General features: G+C 71.1%; 16 protein-coding genes. 7 read left to right on the top strand and 9 right to left on the bottom strand.

Features of this window, described 5'->3' with window-relative positions:
* Positions 1-48: 48 nt before the first annotated feature.
* Genes AB0I67_RS36915 through AB0I67_RS36905 form a run of 3 tightly spaced genes read left to right on the top strand, consistent with a single transcriptional unit; the run spans position 49 to position 3211 of the window.
* Positions 49-1476 (top strand): aldehyde dehydrogenase, encoded by a 1428-nt coding sequence (locus AB0I67_RS36915; RefSeq protein WP_357933756.1) that lies wholly within the window; start codon positions 49-51, stop codon positions 1474-1476.
* Entirely contained in the window at positions 1464-2366 is a 903-nt protein-coding gene (locus AB0I67_RS36910; RefSeq protein ID WP_357933753.1) for a catechol 1,2-dioxygenase, read from the top strand. Before AB0I67_RS36915 ends, AB0I67_RS36910 begins: the two co-directional genes overlap by 13 nt.
* On the top strand, positions 2363-3211 hold the full coding sequence (locus AB0I67_RS36905) for a fumarylacetoacetate hydrolase family protein (RefSeq protein ID WP_357933750.1): 849 nt from the start codon (positions 2363-2365) through the stop codon (positions 3209-3211). Before AB0I67_RS36910 ends, AB0I67_RS36905 begins: the two co-directional genes overlap by 4 nt.
* Here the strand turns inward: AB0I67_RS36905 and AB0I67_RS36900 are convergent.
* Entirely contained in the window at positions 3127-3984 is an 858-nt protein-coding gene (locus tag AB0I67_RS36900; protein WP_357933747.1) for an acetoacetate decarboxylase family protein, read from the bottom strand. The genes AB0I67_RS36905 and AB0I67_RS36900 overlap by 85 nt on opposite strands.
* Before the next feature lie 104 nt (positions 3985-4088).
* Between AB0I67_RS36900 and AB0I67_RS36895 the strand changes: the two genes are divergently transcribed.
* Entirely contained in the window at positions 4089-5387 is a 1299-nt protein-coding gene (locus AB0I67_RS36895; protein ID WP_357933744.1) for a glutamine synthetase family protein, read from the top strand.
* Positions 5365-6618, top strand: a complete 1254-nt coding sequence (locus AB0I67_RS36890; protein ID WP_357933741.1) for a cytochrome P450 — start codon at positions 5365-5367, stop codon at positions 6616-6618. Before AB0I67_RS36895 ends, AB0I67_RS36890 begins: the two co-directional genes overlap by 23 nt.
* On the opposite strand, the gene AB0I67_RS36885 is transcribed toward AB0I67_RS36890, so the two are convergent.
* The 3 genes from AB0I67_RS36885 to AB0I67_RS36875 all read right to left on the bottom strand — a co-directional run bounded on the left by AB0I67_RS36885 (position 6523) and on the right by AB0I67_RS36875 (position 10775).
* Positions 6523-7995 carry an MFS transporter gene (locus AB0I67_RS36885; RefSeq protein ID WP_357933739.1) on the bottom strand — a complete coding sequence of 491 codons (1473 nt, stop codon included), beginning with the start codon at positions 7993-7995 and terminating at the stop codon, positions 6523-6525. The genes AB0I67_RS36890 and AB0I67_RS36885 overlap by 96 nt on opposite strands.
* A gap of 90 nt (positions 7996-8085) precedes the next feature.
* Positions 8086-8751: a Crp/Fnr family transcriptional regulator gene (locus AB0I67_RS36880; RefSeq protein WP_357933737.1), complete on the bottom strand. Its 666-nt coding sequence runs from the start codon at positions 8749-8751 to the stop codon at positions 8086-8088.
* Positions 8751-10775, bottom strand: a complete 2025-nt coding sequence (locus AB0I67_RS36875; RefSeq protein ID WP_357933735.1) for an adenylate/guanylate cyclase domain-containing protein — start codon at positions 10773-10775, stop codon at positions 8751-8753. The genes AB0I67_RS36880 and AB0I67_RS36875 overlap by 1 nt, the downstream gene beginning before the upstream one ends.
* A 159-nt stretch (positions 10776-10934) precedes the next feature.
* Between AB0I67_RS36875 and AB0I67_RS36870 the strand changes: the two genes are divergently transcribed.
* Entirely contained in the window at positions 10935-11792 is an 858-nt protein-coding gene (locus tag AB0I67_RS36870) for a hypothetical protein (RefSeq protein WP_357933732.1), read from the top strand.
* Positions 11793-12166: 374 nt separating this feature from the next.
* Positions 12167-12550, top strand: a complete 384-nt coding sequence (locus AB0I67_RS36865; RefSeq protein ID WP_357933729.1) for a hypothetical protein — start codon at positions 12167-12169, stop codon at positions 12548-12550.
* Between the two features lie 106 nt (positions 12551-12656).
* Here AB0I67_RS36865 and purL read toward each other — a convergent pair whose 3' ends face one another.
* The 5 genes from purL to AB0I67_RS36840 form a co-directional block, all read right to left on the bottom strand.
* Positions 12657-14909 carry a phosphoribosylformylglycinamidine synthase subunit PurL gene (purL, locus tag AB0I67_RS36860; protein ID WP_357933726.1) on the bottom strand — a complete coding sequence of 751 codons (2253 nt, stop codon included), beginning with the start codon at positions 14907-14909 and terminating at the stop codon, positions 12657-12659.
* Positions 14906-15589 (bottom strand): phosphoribosylformylglycinamidine synthase subunit PurQ, encoded by a 684-nt coding sequence (purQ, locus tag AB0I67_RS36855; RefSeq protein WP_357933723.1) that lies wholly within the window; start codon positions 15587-15589, stop codon positions 14906-14908. The genes purL and purQ overlap by 4 nt, the downstream gene beginning before the upstream one ends.
* A gap of 87 nt (positions 15590-15676) precedes the next feature.
* Entirely contained in the window at positions 15677-16114 is a 438-nt protein-coding gene (locus AB0I67_RS36850; protein ID WP_357933721.1) for an ATP-binding protein, read from the bottom strand.
* Between the two features lie 186 nt (positions 16115-16300).
* On the bottom strand, positions 16301-16546 hold the full coding sequence (gene purS, locus AB0I67_RS36845; RefSeq protein ID WP_357933719.1) for a phosphoribosylformylglycinamidine synthase subunit PurS: 246 nt from the start codon (positions 16544-16546) through the stop codon (positions 16301-16303).
* Positions 16500-17882: a hypothetical protein gene (locus AB0I67_RS36840; RefSeq protein ID WP_357933716.1), complete on the bottom strand. Its 1383-nt coding sequence runs from the start codon at positions 17880-17882 to the stop codon at positions 16500-16502. The genes purS and AB0I67_RS36840 overlap by 47 nt, the downstream gene beginning before the upstream one ends.
* Between the last annotated feature and the right edge of the window lie 185 nt (positions 17883-18067).

Here is an 18067-nt window from a genome sequence, read left to right as displayed (position 1 = left end):
GCCGCACCTGATACCGTTCGTACCCGAACGATAAGGTGAGGAGCGCCGATGTCCATGGTCGAGCACTGGATCGGCGGCGAGCGGGTCTCCTCCGGCGCCGGCTTCACCGACCTGTCGCCCATCGACGAGCAGCCCGTCGCGCAGGTCGCCCGGGGCGGCGAGCGAGAGGTACGGCAGGCGGTCGCCGCGGCCAAGGCGGCCTTCCCGGCCTGGGCCCGCACCAGCCGCGAGGAGCGCGCCCGGCTGCTCCACGCCGTCGCCGACGGCGTCGAGCGGCGCGTCGAGCAGCTCGCCCTGCTGGAGACCACCGACAACGGCGCGTTACTCCGGTCCCACCTGCGCGGGGTGATGCCGCGGGTGGCGCACAACTTCCGCTTCTTCGCCGACTGGCTGCTCGGGCTGAAACACGACGACTTCGAGACGCGCGGCCACACCAACCACGTGAGCTGGGACCCGGCGGGCGTCTGCGCGCTGATCACCCCCTGGAACGCGCCGCTCATGCTGGCCACCTGGAAGCTCGCCCCCGCGCTGGCCGCCGGTAACACCGTCGTGCTCAAGCCGGCCGAGTGGAGCCCGCTGACCGCCTCGGCGCTGGCCGACATCACCGCCGAGGCCGGCCTGCCGGAGGGCGTCTTCAACGTGGTGCAGGGCCTGGGCGCGGAGGCCGGGGCCGCCCTGGTCGACCAGCCCGACGTCGCCCGCGTCAGCTTCACCGGCTCGGTCCCGACCGCCCGGCTCATCGGCGCGGCGGCCGCCCGGCACCTGACCCCGGTCTCGCTGGAGCTCGGCGGCAAGTCGCCCAGCCTGATCTTCGCCGACGCCGACCTCGACCTGGCCGTCGACCTGGCCATCGAGCAGTACGACAACGCCGGCCAGGTCTGCCTGGCCTGCACCCGGCTGCTGGTCGCCGAGGAGATCGCCGCCCAGTTCACCGAGCGCCTGGTCGACCGGATCGGCCGGCTGCGCCAGGGCGACCCGCGCGACCTCGACACCGACCTCGGCCCGCAGATCCACCGGCGCCACCTCGAGCGCGTCGACGGCTTCGTCCGGCGGGCCAAGGCGGAAGGCGCCCGGGTGCTGGCCGGCGGCGGGCCGAACGAGGAACTCGGCGGCCTGTACTACCGGCCCACGCTCTTCACCGACGTGCCGGACGGGGCGGAGATCCTGCGCGAGGAGGTCTTCGGCCCCGTGCTGACCCTGCAGACCTTCCGCGACGAGGAGCAGGCGATCGAGCTGGCCAACGGCACCTCCTACGGCCTCGACGCCCTGGTCGTCACCGGCTCGCCCGAACGCGCCGCCCGGGTCACCCCGCGTCTGGTCGCCGGGACGGTGTGGGTCAACTGCTTCTTCGTCCGCGACCTGCGTGCCCCCTTCGGCGGCTCGCGCGAGTCCGGCATCGGCCGCGAGGGCGGCACCTGGAGCTTCGACTTCTACTGCGACGTCAAGAACACGGTGAGCGCGCCATGGGCGAAATAGTCGGCGCGGGCCTGCTGGCCCACGTCCCCACGATCGTGTTGCCGGAGGTCACCCGGCGCGAGCTGAACGAGGGCCGCGAGATCAGCCTCGTGCCGGGGCTGGAGCGGCTGCGCGCGGAGGTGTTCGAGCGCGATGACTACGACACCGTCGTCGTGCTCGACTCGCACTGGGCGACGACCCTGGAGTTCGTCGTCACCGCCCAGGACCGGCGGGCCGGGCTCTACACCTCCGAGGAGCTGCCTCGGGGGATGTGCCGCATGCCGTACGACATCCCGGGGGACCCGGAGCTGGCGCACGCCATCGCCGCGCAGGCGAGCGCGCACGGGACGTGGATCACCGCGATCGACGACCCGTACCTGCCGATCTACTACGCCACGGTCAACCTGTGGACGCATCTCGGCGTGCGCGACAACCCCTACCTGGGCGTCGCCGGCAAGCCGTGGATCTCCATCGGCGTCTGCCAGACCGCCGACACCGAGGACTTCCTGCGCCTGGGCCGAGCCCTCGGTACGGCTGTCGCCGCGAGCGAGCGGCGGGTGCTGCTGATCGCCTCCGGCGCGATGTCGCACACGTTCTGGCCCCTGCGCGAGATCCGCGCGCACGAGTCGAGCGACCCGGCGCACATCCGCACCCCCGAGGCGCGGGCGGCCGACCTGGAGCGCATCGCCTGGTTCCAGGAGGGCGCGCACGCCAGGGTGCTGGAGACGATGCCGGAGTTCCTGCGGCACAAGCCCGAGGCGCGTTTCGGCCACTACCTGATGATGATCGGGGCGCTCGGCGAAGGCGCCTGCACGGCGCCCGGGCGGCTGTTCAGCGAGTACGAGAACGCCGTGGGGACCGGGCAGGTGCACGTCTGGTTCGACCGGCCGGAGAGAGGGTGGCACGGGTGAGCGCCGAATACCGCCGGATCCTGCTGGACGGCGTGGCCGTCCAGGTCAGGGCCGAAGGCGACCTGCTGGTCAGTGCGGACGGGCGGGCGGTCGAGGCCGCCACGGCGGTGCACCTGCCGCCGGTCGAGCCGTCGAAGATCATCGCCGTGCACCTCAACCACCGCAGCCGGGTGGCGGAGTTCATGACCAGGCTGCCGCCCGCGCCGACCTACTTCCACAAGCCGGTCTCCGCGCTCAACGCGCACGGCGGCGCGGTCGTGCGGCCCGAGCGCTGCCGCTACCTCAACTACGAGGGCGAGGTGGCGATCGTCATCGGCCGCACCTGCCGCTCGATCACGCCCGAGCAGGCGGGGGAGTACATCGCGGGCTACACCGTCGCCAACGACTTCGGGCTGCACGACTTCCGCGACACCGACGCCGGCTCGATGCTCCGGGTGAAGGGCTCCGACACGCTCTGCCCGCTCGGCCCCGGCCTGGTCACCGGCTGGGACTTCCGCGACAAGGCGATCGAGACGCTGGTCAACGGCCGCCTCGCGCAGAGCGGGAGCACCGCCGAGATGGAATGGGACATGCACTACCTGGTCGCCGACATCGCGCGGACCATCACCCTGCGGCCGGGCGACGTGCTGCTCTCGGGCACTCCCGCCGGCTCGCGGCCGGTCGAGCCCGGTGACGTGGTCGAGGTGCGCGTCGAGGGCCTGGGGACGCTCCGCAACCACGTCGTGGCCGGGCCGCTGGCCGTGGACCCCGGCTTCGGCGCTCAGCCGACCGAGTCGGAAGAGGTCCTGTCCACCGCGTTCGGCGGCGACTGGGAGTTTCGCGGCATCCGCCCGCCGGCCCGCTGAGCCAGCACCCTGCCCCCGTTCCAGACGACGCCCACCTGCCGGTAGTACGCCCCGATCGGCTCGACCACCGGCAGCCGGGTCAGCTCCTCGGTCGGCGAGTCGAACAGGCGCAGCTCGAAGTCGCCCGCCCACACCGGCCCGCCCTCGAACGCGGCCGCGCCCGACTCGATCAGCTCCTCGTGCGCGTCCGGCTCGCCGGGCACGATCGAGGGCAGCCAGCGGTGATGTGCCATCGGGTGCCCGTTGACGAACCCGTTGCGCTCGGCCGGCCCGGTGAGCGTCACCACCGTCTCGGCCAGCCGCCGGTCGCCGGCCGCGAGCGTGGCGCCGAAGCGCGCGCCCTCCGCCAGCCGCGGCGCGGGCCCGAAGGGGTGCGGCCGGGTCTGGTGGATCGAGCCGAGCTTCTTCGGGTACCCCTGGTGCAGACCCCGGAGCACTGCGAAGTCCTTGTCCACCCAGATGTAGACGCAGCGCGAGTACACCCGGCCCTCGAAGGCACAGCGCACCACCGCGAAACACTCCTTGTACTGCGAGCGGACCGGATCGAGCAGTTCCTCGCCCGAGGCCCCGCACGACTGCCAGTCCGCCCAGATGAGCGCCACCGCACCGGGGCCGTCCGGCGCGGGCGCCAGCGGCGGAGGCAACAGCTCGGCGACCCGGCCCGGATGGGTCCGGTACTCGACGGTGAGCAGGTCGCCGGAGTAGTGCCAGGGCGGCGAGGGGATCAGCGAGGCCCGTCCGGTCGCGGTGCGCGGATAGAGGAAACCTCGCACGGCAGCACCTCTCTCGTATCGTTAGGATCCGTACGATAACCCTTGACCGCGGGGTGCGGCCAGCCTAGGTTTTGCGCAAACAATCTTTCCGAAGGGCGCGCGCCATGGAAGAGCTGGCATCCCGGGGCGTGGACGTGCTCCGGGTGGTCTATCCCGACCTGCTGGGCATCGACCGGGGCCGGGAGGTGCTGGTCGAGGCGCTGCCGCAGGCGATGGAGCACGGGCTGGCCTTCTGCCGGGCGGTCTACCACACGACGCCCACGGGGGAGACGATCCCGGTGCCGGGCGGGCTGGACCAGGGCTTACCCGACATGGCCATATTTCCGGACTTATCCACCGTGCAGGACCTCCCCTGGGAACCCGGCGTCGCCTGGTGCCTCGGCGACGCCCGCAACCCCGACGGCTCCCGCGCCGGCGAAGACCCCCGCGCGGTGCTCCGCGACCTGACCGCCAAGCTCGGTGAACTGGGCCTGACCGCGATCGTCGGCCCCGAACTCGAATACTTCCTGCTCAACCCGGACGGCACGCGGCACGGCGACTCCAAGGGCGACGTCTACACCGCCGGCCGCCGCGGCGACCCGGACGGCCACCTGCTCAAAGCCCTGCGCTGGACCCGCGACCTCGGCCTCGGCGTCACGATGGCCAACCACGAGTACGCCGGCTCGCAGTTCGAGATCAACCTCACCCATTCCGAGGCGCTCGACGCCGCCGACCGGGCCTTCCGCTTCAAGGCCGCGATCAAGGAGATCGCCCGGCTCGACGGGCGCATGGCGACCTTCATGGCGCGGCCCTTCGACGACGAGGGCGGGTCGGGCTTCCACGTGCACCTGTCGCTGACCGGGGCGGACGGGCGCAACGTCTTCGACGGGCCGGCCGAGCCGTACGGGCTGACCGAGACGGCCCGGCACGCCATCGGCGGGCTGCTCGCGCACGCGCCCGCGGCGGCGGCGCTGCTCAACCCGACGATCAACTCCTACAAGCGGTTCGGGCCGGACACGCTGGCGCCCTGGCTGATCGACTGGGGGCTCGACAACCGCAGCGCGATGCTGCGCGTGCCGCCCGAGCGCGGCGCCGGCGCCCGTTTGGAGGTACGGCTCGGCGACGCCAGCGCCAACCCCTACCTCGGCACCGCGGCCGTGCTGGCGGCGGTCTACCTGGGGATCCGCGACCGGATCGAGCCGCCCGCACCGCTGGAGGGCTACGGCTACGACACCAGCCGGTCGGCGGTGCTGCCGATGAGCCTCGGCGCGGCGCTGGACGCGCTGGAGGCCGACGCCGCCTTCGGGGCGCTGCTCGGCAAGGAACTGGTCACCTCCTTCCTCGCCTACAAGCGCAACGAGGTCGAACGGTTCGAGCGCGCGGTCACCGACTGGGAGTTCCGTGAATACGCCTACCACCTCTGACCTGGCCGACCTCGACCTCTTCGCGGCCGGGCCGCCCTGGGCCGCCTTCGCCGCGCTCCGCCGCGACGACCCGGTGCACTGGAACCCGGAGCGGGACGGGCGCGGCTTCTGGTCGGTCACCCGGCACGCCGACATCGTCGCGATCAGCCGGGATGCCGAGACCTACACCTCCGAGCTGTTCACCAACCTGGAGGAGGTGGACGATCCGGTCCGGCGGGAGCTGCGCCGCTCGATGCTGGAGACCGACGGACCCCGGCACCGGGCGCTGCGCAAGCTGCTGCAACGCGACTTCACGCCGCGGCGGGTCAACCAGCGCTACGAGGGGTTCCTGCGCGGGCTGACCCGGGTGACGGTCGAGGCGGCGCTGGCCAAGCCCGAGTTCGACTTCGTCACCGAGATCGCGGCCGACTTCCCGATCCGGGTGCTGGCGCGGATGCTCGGCGTGCCCGACGAGGACACCCCCAAGCTGATCGAATGGGGCAACCGCATCATCGGCAACACCGACCCGGACTACGCCGACGTGCTCCTCGAAACCCCCGAGAGCCTGAAATATCAGGACCTGCCGTTCCGGAGCCCCGCCTCCCTCGAGGTCTTCGCCTACGGCGACCGCCTGGCCGCCGAGCGCCGCGGCGGTGACGGGGACGACCTGGTCAGCAAGCTGGTCAACACCCTGCCCGAGGACGGCCGGCCGCTCTCGCCCGAGCACTTCCACAACTACTTCCTGCTCCTGGTCGTCGCCGGCAACGAGACCACCAGGCACGCCATCTCGCACGCCATGCTCGCGCTCATCGAGCACCCCGAGGAACTCGCCAAGCTCCGCCGCGACCCCGGCCTGATCCCCGGGGCGGTCGAGGAGTTCCTGCGCTGGGCCTCGCCGGTCTACCACTTCCGCCGCACCGCCACCCGCGACGTCGAGCTGCACGGCCGGCACATCCGCGAGGGGGACAAGGTCGTGCTCTGGTTCGCCTCCGGCAACCGCGACGAGACGGTCTTCGCCGAACCCGGCCGCTTCGACGTCACCCGCGCCAACGTCGACCACCTCACCTTCGGCAAGGGCGGCCCGCACTTCTGCCTCGGCGCGAGCCTGGCCCGGCTGGAGCTGCGGCTGATGTTCGAGGAACTGCTCCCGCGGCTGTCACACGTCGAGCTTGCCGGGGAGGTGACCCGCGTCCGCTCGAACTTCGTCAACGGGATCAAGCGCCTTCCGGTTCGGATCACGCGCCAAGGCTGACAACACCGCCCCGACCAGGGCGACCCCGAACAACACCGCATAGGTCAGCCGGAAGCCATCCATGAGCTGCGCCACCGCCACCGGCGACACCTCGTCCAGCGTGGCGGCATAGACCTGATCCCGTACGGCAGGCGAGACCGAGCTGGTCAGCATGCTCAGCGAGACGCCCACGCTGAGCACGATGCCGACGTTCATGATCATCACGCGGAGCCCGTTGACCACCCCCAGGCTGTCGGAGGGCAACGCGCTCATCATCTGCGTGGTGTTCCCGGTCAGGAAGGCGCCGCTGCCGCACCCGGCCAGGAACAACGCCACCCCGATCGGCCAGTACGGCACCTCCGGATCGGCGAAGACCATCAGCAGCCCCAGCCCGGCCGCGCTGAACAACGAACCGCCCACGGTGATCGCGTACGGCGAGGCCCGGAGCAGCCCCGCCACCGGCGAGGCGATCGCCATCCCGACGGCCACCGGGAGCACGCACAACCCGGCGGTGAAGGCGTCCATGCCGCGGGCCGCCTGGAAGTGCAACGCGGCCAGCAGCACCAGGGCGGCCCTGGCCAGCGCGTTGCAGAAGGAGGCGGCGTTGCCGAAGATCAACGTCTTGCCGGCGAACAGGCGCTTGTCCAGCACCGGGTGGGAGGAGCGCTTCTCCACCAGCACGATGAGCGGCACCAGCACCAGGCAGAGGGCGGCTCCGCCGTACAGGAAGGTGTCCGGCTCGGAGACGGCCAGCAGGGCCGCGCAGAGCGCGGCGAAGATCAGCAGGTTGCCCAGCGCGTCCACCGGCCGGCGCGGGCCGCGGGGCACCTTGCGCAGCACCAGCATGCCCAAGATCACGGCGATCACCCCGGCCGGGACGTTGACCCAGAAGATCCACTGCCAGCCCGCGGTCTCGGCGATCAGCCCGCCGAGCGACGGGCCGGCGAGCTGCGCGACCGACAGGGTGCCGATGTAGACGCCCATGCCGCGGCTGAGCTTGTCCGGCGGGAAGGCGTGCGTGATGATCACCGCGCCGTTGGCCAGGATCATCGCGGCGGCGGCGGCCTGGAGCACCCGCATCGCCACCAGGAACCAGACGTTCGGCGCGAACCCAGCCAGCAGCGAGGCGACGGTGAACAGCGCGAAGCCCGCCAGGTAGGTCTCGCGGCGGCCCAGCAGGTCGGCGACCCGGCCGAAGAAGACCATGCTGGCCGTCATGACCAGCAGGTAGGAGAGCAGGATCCAGCCGGATTCGAGGGGAGTCGCCCGGAAATGCCGCACCACCACCGGGAGGGCGACGTTCAGGGTGCTGCCGGCGATGCCGATGAGGATCAGGCCGAGGCTGGCAACCGAGCAGACTCGCCACGCATAGCGCAGATCATGGGGGGACGACGCCATACGCCCCACGCTACAGAAGGAGATTCTGCGCCGGCCCCTCGGGTGGACCCCGCCTCATCGGGCGCGCTTCTCAGGCAGGCTCGCGCCGCCTCATCGGGCGCGCTTCTTCAGGCCCTCCATGTCGTGGATGACGACGCGCCGCCGCCCCGTCTCGATGAGGCCGCGATCCCGCAGCGACCGCAGCGACTTGCTCACCGCCTCCCGCGAGGCCCCGGTCCAGCCCGCCAGCTCGTCCTGGGAGAGCGGCAACGCCACCCGCACCCCGCCGTTCGTCTTCTCGCCGTAACGCTCGGCCAGCTCCACCAGCCGCGTGGCCACCCGCCCGGTCGTGTCGAAGGCGCCGTACTCGATCCGCTTGCGGTCGGAGTCACGCAGCCGCGCGGTGACCATCTGCAGCAGCAACACCGCCACCCGCCCGTGCTGGGCCAGGAACCCGGCGAAGTCCCGCACCACGATCCCGGCGACCGGCTCCAGCGCGGTGACCGTCGCCGACCGGGGCGAACCGTCGATGGAGGACATCTCGCCCAGCAACCCGCCCGACCCGCGCACCGCCAGCACGACCTCGGTGCCGCTGGAGGTGTGCGAGGAGACCTTGACCCGGCCCTGGGTCAGGATCAGCACCCAGTCGGAGGTGTCCCCCTCGGACATGAGCGTCGCGCCGCGATCCCACCGTTTCGGCCGGCCGGCCGCCTGTAAGTCCGCGACCTCCTCGGGCGTGAGCAGGGACAGGAACTCGCCAGGCTCTGGAGTCGTCATCACAGCTCCGACAATACGTAGGCGTGGACCTTCTCCGCCTTTCCTTTCAGCGACAGATCACCGAGCGAGGCCGCCCGCGCCCCCGGCCCCAGCAGGTCGAGCGTCGTCTGCCCGATCACCACCGTGCCCGGCTCGGCCATCGCCTGCAGCCGCGCGGCCACGTTCACGCAGTCGCCCATCGCGTTGAAGCCGCGCAGCTCCGGGCTGCCGATGTTGCCCACCAGCGCGAGCCCGGTGTTGACGCCCACCCGGAAGGTCGGCCACTCCACGTCGCTCAACCGGCCCGCCGCCTGCTCCCACGCGACCTCCTCCGACACCCGCGCCGCCGCCTCCTGCATCGCCAGCGCCGCCTGGCAGGCCGCCCTGGCATGGTTGTCGAGCGTCGCCGGGGCGTTGAACAACGCCAGCAGCGCGTCACCCACGAACTGCACGATCGTGCCCTGGTTCGCCAGGATGCACGGCACCGCGGCGGTGTGGTAGCGGTTCAGCATCTCCACGATCTCGCCCGGTGATACCCGCTCGGAGAACGTGGTGAAGCCCTTGAGGTCGGCGAAGAGCGCGGTGAGCTGCTTCAGCTCGCCGCCCAGCGCCGCCTGCCCGGGATCGGCCAGCAGCGCGGCGGCGACATCCGGCGACATGTACTGCCGGAAGAGCGTCTCCAGCTCGCCGTACAGCCGGGCGTTCTCCAGCGAGATCGACACCTGGCTGGCCAGCGTCGTGGCCAGCGCCTCGTCCTGGGGCGTCCGGCCCACCGGCAGCTCGATCGCCCCGGCGAGCAGGCCCTTCACCGTCAGCGGGTAGGCCACCCGGCCGTCCGAGCGCCGCGGCTCGTTGCCCGGGAAGGTGTACACCCGGGACCCGATCGCCACCCGGCCCTCGCTCACCAGGCCGATCCGCACGTCGCCGTACGCCTGCCGGACGCGGTCGAGCGCGGTGGTCAGCATCTCGTGCTCGTTCAGGCCGACCCGGGCGCGGGTGCCGATGTCCACCAGCGCGGCCAGCCGTTCGGTCAGCTCGCGCTCCCTGGCCAGCGCGGTGCCCGCCCGGTCGATCACCGCCGACTGGGCCTCGGTCAGGCCGAACTTGCCCGACAACCGCTCCGCCGCCAGCGGCTCGCCCCGCCGTACGTGGTCGACCAGCTCCTCCAGCGCGCGCTCGTAGTGCTCCTGGATCGCCGCCACCGTGCGCGGCAGCGCCACCGAGTCGAACAGCCCCGCGCTGGACCCCTCGCGCCGGAACTGCAGGTAGGCGCTGTAGGCCACCAGCCCGAACGCCAGCGTCAGCAGGACGTGCCACTCCCACCACGACAACCGCCAGTTGAGCTGCGACATCCCGGCGATCATCGACTCGGCCAGCAGCGCGTACGCCGTCACCAGGCTGACCAGCATCGCCGACGGCCGCCGCCGATACAGCCGGTACATCATCACCCCGGCCGCCCCGAACAGCAGCAACCCCGGCAGCGAGAACCACACCAGCCAGTTCACCGGCGTCGTGTTCGGCGGCTGGCTCAACGGCGTCAGCTCCGGCAACAGCGACGCCAGCCCCCACAGGATCAGGAACCCCACCAGGATGCCGCGAATCAGGCTCTGCTGCTCCAGTACGGCACGCGCCACCTTCTCACCCAGCGGCAACGCCGACGCGAACGCGAACCCGCTCGCCACCGTCAGCCCCACCATCTGCCCGATGTCGAACCCCAGCGACCCCGTCTCCAGGATCACCTTCGGCGTCGCCAGCCCGTGCAGGAAGAAGAACCCCGCACTGCTGGTGAACACCATCGACACCAGGAACAGCCGCGCATCATCCCGCCGCCGCGACGCCTCGCTGATCAGCAGTCCCAGCGCCGTGTTCAACCCCGCCACCACGACGATCACCACGAAGTGGCTGGGCTCGTGCTTCAACTCGATGTTCAGATGCTCGTGATTGGCCAGCAACAGCCACAACCCCAGCAGCGGCAGGGCCAGATGCAACACCCAGACCACAGCCCGCACGGGCTGCGTCGCAGGAGGCAGGTAGGGAGCGGACACGCCCCTGATTATCCACAGCGAAGCCGCCAGGAGAATGCGTCGTTTTACCGGCAGTGACGTGACGAAACCGTTATGCCGAACCTGTGCTCCATTGGAACGGTTGAAACGTGAACCTCATGCTCCTCTCGAGCATCATCCTTAACTCTGGAAGGAAAGCCCATGGCTTTCAAGGTTCGCGGGCGCGCTGTCGCGCTGGCTTCGGTGGGCGCGCTCGCCGTGTCCCTGCTGTCCGTCGGTGGCGTGGCCACCGCTTCGTCGGCCTCGGTCGAGATCCACGCCTGTGTGCACAAGGTCACCCGCTACGCGCGGATCGTCAACCCGACCACCAAGTGCCGCAAGACCGAGGTTCGCGTCGTCTGGGGCGGCGAGTCCAGCACGAGCACCAACACCGGCGCCGTCGCGGGCCAGCCCGGCCCGGCCGGCCCCCAGGGCAAGCCCGGCAAGGACGGCGCTACCGGACCCCATGGCCCGGCCGGCCCCGCGGGCCCCGCCGGCCCGGCGGGCAAGAACGGCAAGGACGGCGAGGACGGCAAGCCGGGCGCCCCCGGCAAGGATGGCGCCACGGGCCCGGCCGGTCCGCAGGGTCCGGCGGGCAAGGACGGGAAGAACGGCGAGGACGGCAAGCCCGGCACCCCTGGCAAGGACGGCGCTCCTGGCAAGGACGGCGCTCCCGGTAAGCAGGGCCTCAAGGGCGACACCGGCCCGGCCGGCCCCGCGGGTCCGCAGGGCCCCCAGGGTCCGCAGGGCCCGGCGGGCGGCGGCATCAAGTCCACTGTCATCAAGCAACAGTCCTTCTCGGGCGACACCGGTTACGTCACCTGCGACAACGGCTACGTCATGACCGGTGGCGGCTTCAGTTCCAACAACGCCAGTGTCAAGGCCAGCTACCCGATCACCAATGGCTGGAAGGTTGAGCTCGCCGGTAACCGCAACGACAACGACGCGAACAGCCTCAGCTCGCAGGGCGGCGGTCACGGCAAGGGTGGAACGGTCTACGTCGTCTGCGGAAAGCTGTAGATAAAGCCGCTCAAACTACCCTCCTGGGTTGCAGACAGAAGGCCCTCCCCATACCTCCCAGCCATCCCCAAGATGACCGGCCGTGAAGATCAGAAGCATGGTTTACATGGCCACGGGGGCTCTGGTTGGCGGGATCCTGATGGCCGGAGGTGCGGCGGTCGCCGCCTCCGGTCCCGGGGACACGATCTACGCCTGCGTCGGCAAGTCCGGCGCAGTGCGGATCGTGGTCGCGAAGACGAAGTGCCCCACCGGTCAGACGAAGGTCTCGTGGAACCGGCAAGGCCCCCAGGGTGTGGAAGGCCCCGGCGGGTGCGCCGGGCGCACAGGGCGCCAAGGGTGACACCGGCGCGACCGGTGCCACGGGCGCACAGGGTTTGAAGGGCGACACCGGTCCGAAGGGTGACAAGGGCGACAAGGGCGGGACGGGAGCCCGCGGTCCGCAGGGCGAGCAGGGTGAGCGCGGCCCGAAGGGTGAGCCCGGCGGTGCGGCGGCGCTCAAGCTGACGTTCGTCAGGGGTTCGCGGGCCGCGGCCTACCCGGGCCGGGAGGCCAAGGCGCAGGCCTCCTGCCCGAGCAACCAGATCGCCGTGTCGGGTGGGTACATCGGCGCGGGCACGGGCCCGATGTCGGTGCTGACCAATGCCTCGACCGGCAGCGGCTGGGTGGTGGAGATCCAGAACAACAACACCGACCAGCAGAGCGGGCACGTCGAGGTCGAGGCGTGGGTCTACTGCGCGTCGGGCGAGGTCGACAAGTAGGGTTCGGCCGCCCGGCGCACCAGACCCCGGGGGAGCGCGGCGGGCGGAGCACTGCCAATCGGCACCCGAGGGCTGGTACGGCGGCGCCGTACCAGCCCGGAGACCGTCAGCCGAACAGGGCGGGCAGGGTGCCCTGGTGGGCGGCGCGGAGGTCGGGGAGCGGGATGTCCAGGACGCCGTCCACGACGAGGGAGTCGCCGCCGGTGACGCCGAGCCCGTAGCAGGGCACCTCGTGCTCGCCGCAGAGGGCGGCGAACTCCTCGAAGGCCTCGGGCTTGATGGCGACGAGGACGCGGGAGGACGACTCGCTGAAGAGGTCGACGAAGGGCTCACCGCTGAGCGTGACGGTGGCGCCGACGCCGGCGGCGAGGCAGGCCTCGGCCAGGGCGATGCCCAGGCCGCCGTCGGACAGGTCGTGCGAGCCCTCGATGAGCCCACGCTGGGCCGCCTCGACCAGCACCTCGCCGAGCGCCTTCTCGGCCACGAGGTCGGCCTGGGGCGGGAGGCCGCCGAGGTGGGAGTGCGCGACGTGCGCCCACTCCGAGCCGCCGAACTCCTCGTGCGTCTCACCGAGGAGGAGCACCTTGAGGTCCGGGGCGACAAATCCGGACTTGATGCGCTTGGCCACGTCGTCGATGACCCCGAGCACCCCGACCACGGGCGTCGGGTGGATGGCCTGCGCCCCGGTCTGGTTGTAGAACGAGACGTTCCCCCCGGTCACCGGCACCCCGAGCGTACGGCAGGCGTCCGCCAGCCCCCGGGTGGCCTCGGCGAACTGCCACATGACCTCGGGGTCCTCCGGCGAGCCGAAGTTGAGGCAGTTGGTGACCGCCAGCGGCCGGGCCCCGGTGGTGGCGACGTTGCGGTAGGCCTCGGCCAGCGCGAGCTGCGCCCCCGTGTACGGGTCGAGCTTGGTGTAGCGCCCGTTCCCGTCGGTGGCCAGCGCGATGCCGCGCGTGGTCTCGACCGCCCCCTCCATCCGCTCGGAGATGCGGATCATGCCCGCGTCGGCCGGCTGCGCGAGCACGGTGTTGGAGCGCACGTACCGGTCGTACTGCGAGGTCACCCACTCGCGGGAGGCGAGGTTGGGCGAGGCGAGCAGCTCCAGCAGCGCCGCCCGCAGGTCGGCGGGCCGCTCCAGCGACTCGGGTCCAGCGGCGTTGAGCGCCTGCTGCCCGGCCGGCTCGTGGAAGGGCCGCTGGTAGACGGGACCCTCGTCGGCCGCCGTGCCCGGCGGGATGTCCACGATGGTCTCGCCGCGCCACGTCATGATCAGGCGGCCGGTGTCGGTCACCTCGCCGATGACGGTCGCCGGCACGTCCCACTTCTCGCAGATCGCCAGGAAGGCCGCGATGTTGTCCGGGCTGACCACGGCCATCATGCGTTCCTGCGATTCGCTCATCAGGATCTCCTCGGGCCGGAGCGAGGAGTCGCGGAGCGGGACCAGGTCGAGGTCGACGTGCATGCCGCCGGTGCCCTTGGCGGCCAGCTCGGTGGTGGCGCAGGAGACGCCGGCCGCGCCGAGGTCCTGGATGCCCACGACCACGTCGGCCGCGTACAGCTCCAGGCAGCACTCGATGAGCAGCTTCTCCATGAACGGGTCGCCGACCTGCACGGCCGGGCGCTTGGCCTCGGAGCCGTCCTCGAAGGTCGCCGAGGCGAGCACGGAGGCGCCGCCGATGCCGTCGGGGCCGGTCGAGGCGCCGAAGAGCACGACCTTGTTGCCCGGTCCGGGAGCGGTGGCCAGCTTGATCTGGTCCTTGCGCAGCAGGCCGACGCAGAGCGCGTTGACCAGCGGGTTGCCGATGTAGCAGGGGTCGAAGACGACCTCGCCGCCGATGTTGGGCAGGCCCAGGCAGTTGCCGTAGTGGGAGATGCCCTCGACCACGCCGGGCAGCACGCGCCGGGTGTCCTTGGCGTCGGCCGCGCCGAAGCGCAGCGCGTCCATGACCGCGATCGGGCGGGCGCCCATCGACATGATGTCGCGCACGATGCCGCCCACGCCGGTGGCCGCGCCCTGGTGGGGCTCGACGTAGCTCGGGTGGTTGTGCGACTCGATCTTGAAGGTGGCCGCCCAGCCGTCGCCGATGTCGACGACGCCGGCGTTCTCGCCCATGCCGACCAGCAGCGCGTCGGAGTGGGGCGCCTTGGTGGCGAACTGCTTCAGGTGCACCTTGGAGGACTTGTAGGAGCAGTGCTCCGACCACATCACCGAGTAGATCGCCAGCTCGGAGGAGGTCGGGCGGCGCCCGAGGATCTCCTTGACCTTCTGGTACTCGTCCTGCTTCATCCCGAGCTCGGCGTACGGCATGGCCTCGTCGGGCGTCTCTGCGGCGCGCTTGACGTTGTCGGTGCTCATGCGTTCACCAGCTTCTTGAGGATCGAGGTGAAGAAGCCGCGGCCGTCGGTCGAGGGCGCCCCGACCAGCTCTTCCACCGCGTGCTCGGGGTGCGGCATCAGCCCCACGATGGTGCCGGACTCGTTGGTGATGCCGGCGATGTCGTTGAGCGAGCCGTTCGGGTTGCCGCCGAGGTAGCGGAAGACGACCTGGCCGTTGGCCTCCAGCGCGGCCAGCGTCTCCGCCGAGGCGACGTAGCGCCCTTCGCCGTGCTTGACCGGCAGCACGATCTCCTGGCCCTCGGTGAAGTCGGCGGTCCAGGCCGTCTTGGCCGACTCGACCTTGATCGCCTGGTCGCGGCAGACGTAGTGCAGCGAGGCGTTGCGCGTCAGCGCCCCCGGCAGCAGGTGCGCCTCGCACAGGATCTGGAACCCGTTGCAGGTGCCGAGCACCGGCAGTCCGGCACGAGCGGCCGGGATGAGCTCGTCCATCAGCGGCGCGAAGCGCGAGATCGCACCGCACCGCAGGTAGTCGCCGTAGGAGAACCCGCCGGGCAGGAAGACCGCGTCGACGCCCTTCAGGTCTCGGTCGGCGTGCCAAAGCGGCACGGCCTCCGCTCCGGCCAGGCGGACGGCTCGCGCCGCGTCCTGATCGTCGAGCGTTCCGGGAAACGTGACCACGCCCACGCGGGCAGCACTCATGACCTTCAACCCTCCGGGAGAATGCGGCGGCTCAAAGGTTACCGGCTCCCCGTCGCTGCCTTGGCGGCGGCCTCGACCGGGGAGCTCTCAGACGGCGGCGAGTTGCCTGGCCCGGGCGGGTGCCTCGTCGTCCCAGGTCAGCTCTTTGCAAAGCCGGACGGTCGTGCCGCGGCCGGGAGTGATGCCGAAGCTCATCTCGTCGACGACGGAGCGCATGATGAGCAGCCCGCGGCCGTTCTCGACCTCGGCGGGCGGAAAATGAGCGGGTACGGCGGGCAGTCCGCTGCCGTAGTCGGCGACGCTGATCTCGCACCGGCCGTAGCCGATCGCGGCGCTGACTTCGTAGCGGTTTGCGGGACCCCCGTGGCGGACCGCGTTGGAGCAGGCCTCGGAGACCGCGAGAAGCAGTTCGGCGATACACGTCTCGCTCACGTTGAGCGAGCGGAGGGCATCGCCGAGCACTCGCCTGACCATCGGGATGCCGATCGCATCCCGAGGCAGTGCCAGCGAGAACTCAATGTCCACCGGTCTCCTCCCGGCGCCAGAATGTCACCTGGAGTAGGTTTCCCCGTGAAATCAGGGCTAACCGCAAAATCACGTTGTTGTTATTTAGTGTTGGCAAGCCCGTGGGATTGTGACACGGCGAAATGCGACATTACTCCGCCAGGGGGAAATCGGACCGGCAAATGTGCCGTTCTCCCCCCGGGGCGGCTAGTCCTCGACGTGGACGGCGTAGTCCTCGATGACGGTGTTGGCCAGCAGGGTCTCGGCCATCTTCCGGACGTCCGCAAGTGCGGCCTCGTCGGCGGGGCCGTCGAGCTCGATCTCGAACCTTTTGCCCTGCCGTACCGCGGAAACGCCGTCGAATCCGAGCCGGGGCAGCGCTCGGGCGATCGCCTGGCCCTGCGGGTCAAGAATTTCCGGCTTGAGCATGACGTCGACGATGACGCGCGCCACGATGTGCCTCCTGAGGTCGCGGATTACCGTGGCCAAGCCTAGTGCCAGCCAGAACGAGCCCTGCGGCCAGGCAGGCGAGCGGGATGGCCGGGATGACGTATCGCACGTCGTACGCGGCCAGGAAGGGCGGCGCGACCAGCAGCGCCAGCGCCGCCAGGCCCGGCAGCAGCGCCTCCTCGCAGCGCCGGACCAGCGCCGCCACGAGCGTCGCCACCAGGCCGAGGACGAGCAGCGGGAAGGGCAGGTAGCCCACGCGCTGGTAGGCGCGCAACACCCCCGCGTACGGCTCGGCGACCCGGGTGGCGGCCGGCCCGGCCTCGTAGGACTCCGCGGTGCCGCGCACGGACGCGGGCAGTTCCTTGCCGGTCGCCGGGAGCTTGTACGGGCTCTTCTCCGTGCTGCCGGTGCGCTCCCAGGCCAGCAGCTTGCGCAGGTCCACCGCGACCGAGGCGAGGTAGCCGCCCGGCTGGGAGAGGATCGCCCGGCGCGCGAACTCCCCGGCCAGCCCGTTGCGCCGGTCCACGCCCCGCACCTTGGTCAGCGGCGAGAACTCCTCCCACAGCCAGTGCGGCGCGTACGGCCGCTGCTCGACGGGCATGCCGGGGCACAACACGGCCAGCCGTGGCTCCGGCTTGATCACCCGGCAGTCGGCGAAGCTCATCGTGCGTGACCACAGGAAGGTCCCGTCGGCCCGGGTGAGCGCGAAGCTGCCGTTCTCGGCCTTGGCCCAGGTCGCGTAGGCCCCGAGCGGCAGGATTCCCGCCAGCGCGAGGGCGAGCAGGGGGCGCCAGCCGTACCGCCGGAACATCAGGTAGCCGGCCGCCAGCCCGAGCAGGGGCAGCCCGATCGTCCGGGTGACGCCGGAGCAGCCGAGCAGCAGCCCGGCCACCGCGCACGTCACCGGCGTGACCCGCCACACCAGGAGCGCGATCGCCGCGGTCACCAGCACGGTGAAGAGCGCGTCGGCCATGATCATGTGTTCCAGGAGCAGCATGAATTCGTCGAAGAGCAGCGGCGTGACCAGCAGCGTCGCCCCCCGGCCCGGCAGCCCGCGCTTGCGCAGCAGGGCGTAGAGGCCGGTCGCGAGGGCGAGCACGAGCAGGTGCTGCACCACGGTCACGAGGGTGAGGCTGTGCGCCGGGCGCAGGAGCGCGAGCAGGAAGGAGTAGCCGGACGGCCGGGTGGTGCCCGGGGCGAGATCCTCGCGCAGGAAGGCGAAGGAGTCGGCCCAGAAGTACAGGGCGGGCGAATAGCCGAGCACGGCGGCGGCCCGCAGGGCCACGGCGGGCACCAGGGCGATGATCAGCGCTCGGTGCGCTCTCAGACGGTGATCCATTTCTTCGCTGGGTAGGGAGAGGGTATGCAGGGAACGGGAGGATATGGGGCTTGCGCACCTCGCTGTGTGCTCTGCCACGATGTCCCCATAAGCGTACGAACACCTACCAGTGAGACTGCGCCCATGAAGCCGGGACTAAGTTGGCGAACCCAGACAAACCGGCTCCGACCGCACAGGAGTGGCAC

Source organism: Nonomuraea sp. NPDC050310, from assembly GCF_040655795.1.
In the GTDB taxonomy this organism is placed as follows: domain Bacteria; phylum Actinomycetota; class Actinomycetes; order Streptosporangiales; family Streptosporangiaceae; genus Nonomuraea.
This window is presented reverse-complemented; position numbering and strand designations above follow the sequence as displayed.

Coding starts and splice junctions, on each gene's coding strand:
- AB0I67_RS36915 (WP_357933756.1), top strand. CDS start 49: ATGTCCATGGTCGAGCACTGGATCGGCGGCGAGCGGGTCTCCTCCGGC.
- AB0I67_RS36910 (WP_357933753.1), top strand. CDS start 1,464: ATGGGCGAAATAGTCGGCGCGGGCCTGCTGGCCCACGTCCCCACGATC.
- AB0I67_RS36895 (WP_357933744.1), top strand. CDS start 4,089: ATGGAAGAGCTGGCATCCCGGGGCGTGGACGTGCTCCGGGTGGTCTAT.
- AB0I67_RS36880 (WP_357933737.1), bottom strand. CDS start 8,751: ATGACGACTCCAGAGCCTGGCGAGTTCCTGTCCCTGCTCACGCCCGAG.
- AB0I67_RS36885 (WP_357933739.1), bottom strand. CDS start 7,995: ATGGCGTCGTCCCCCCATGATCTGCGCTATGCGTGGCGAGTCTGCTCG.
- purQ (WP_357933723.1), bottom strand. CDS start 15,589: ATGAGTGCTGCCCGCGTGGGCGTGGTCACGTTTCCCGGAACGCTCGAC.
- AB0I67_RS36840 (WP_357933716.1), bottom strand. CDS start 17,882: ATGGATCACCGTCTGAGAGCGCACCGAGCGCTGATCATCGCCCTGGTG.
- AB0I67_RS36870 (WP_357933732.1), top strand. CDS start 10,935: ATGGCTTTCAAGGTTCGCGGGCGCGCTGTCGCGCTGGCTTCGGTGGGC.
- purL (WP_357933726.1), bottom strand. CDS start 14,909: ATGAGCACCGACAACGTCAAGCGCGCCGCAGAGACGCCCGACGAGGCC.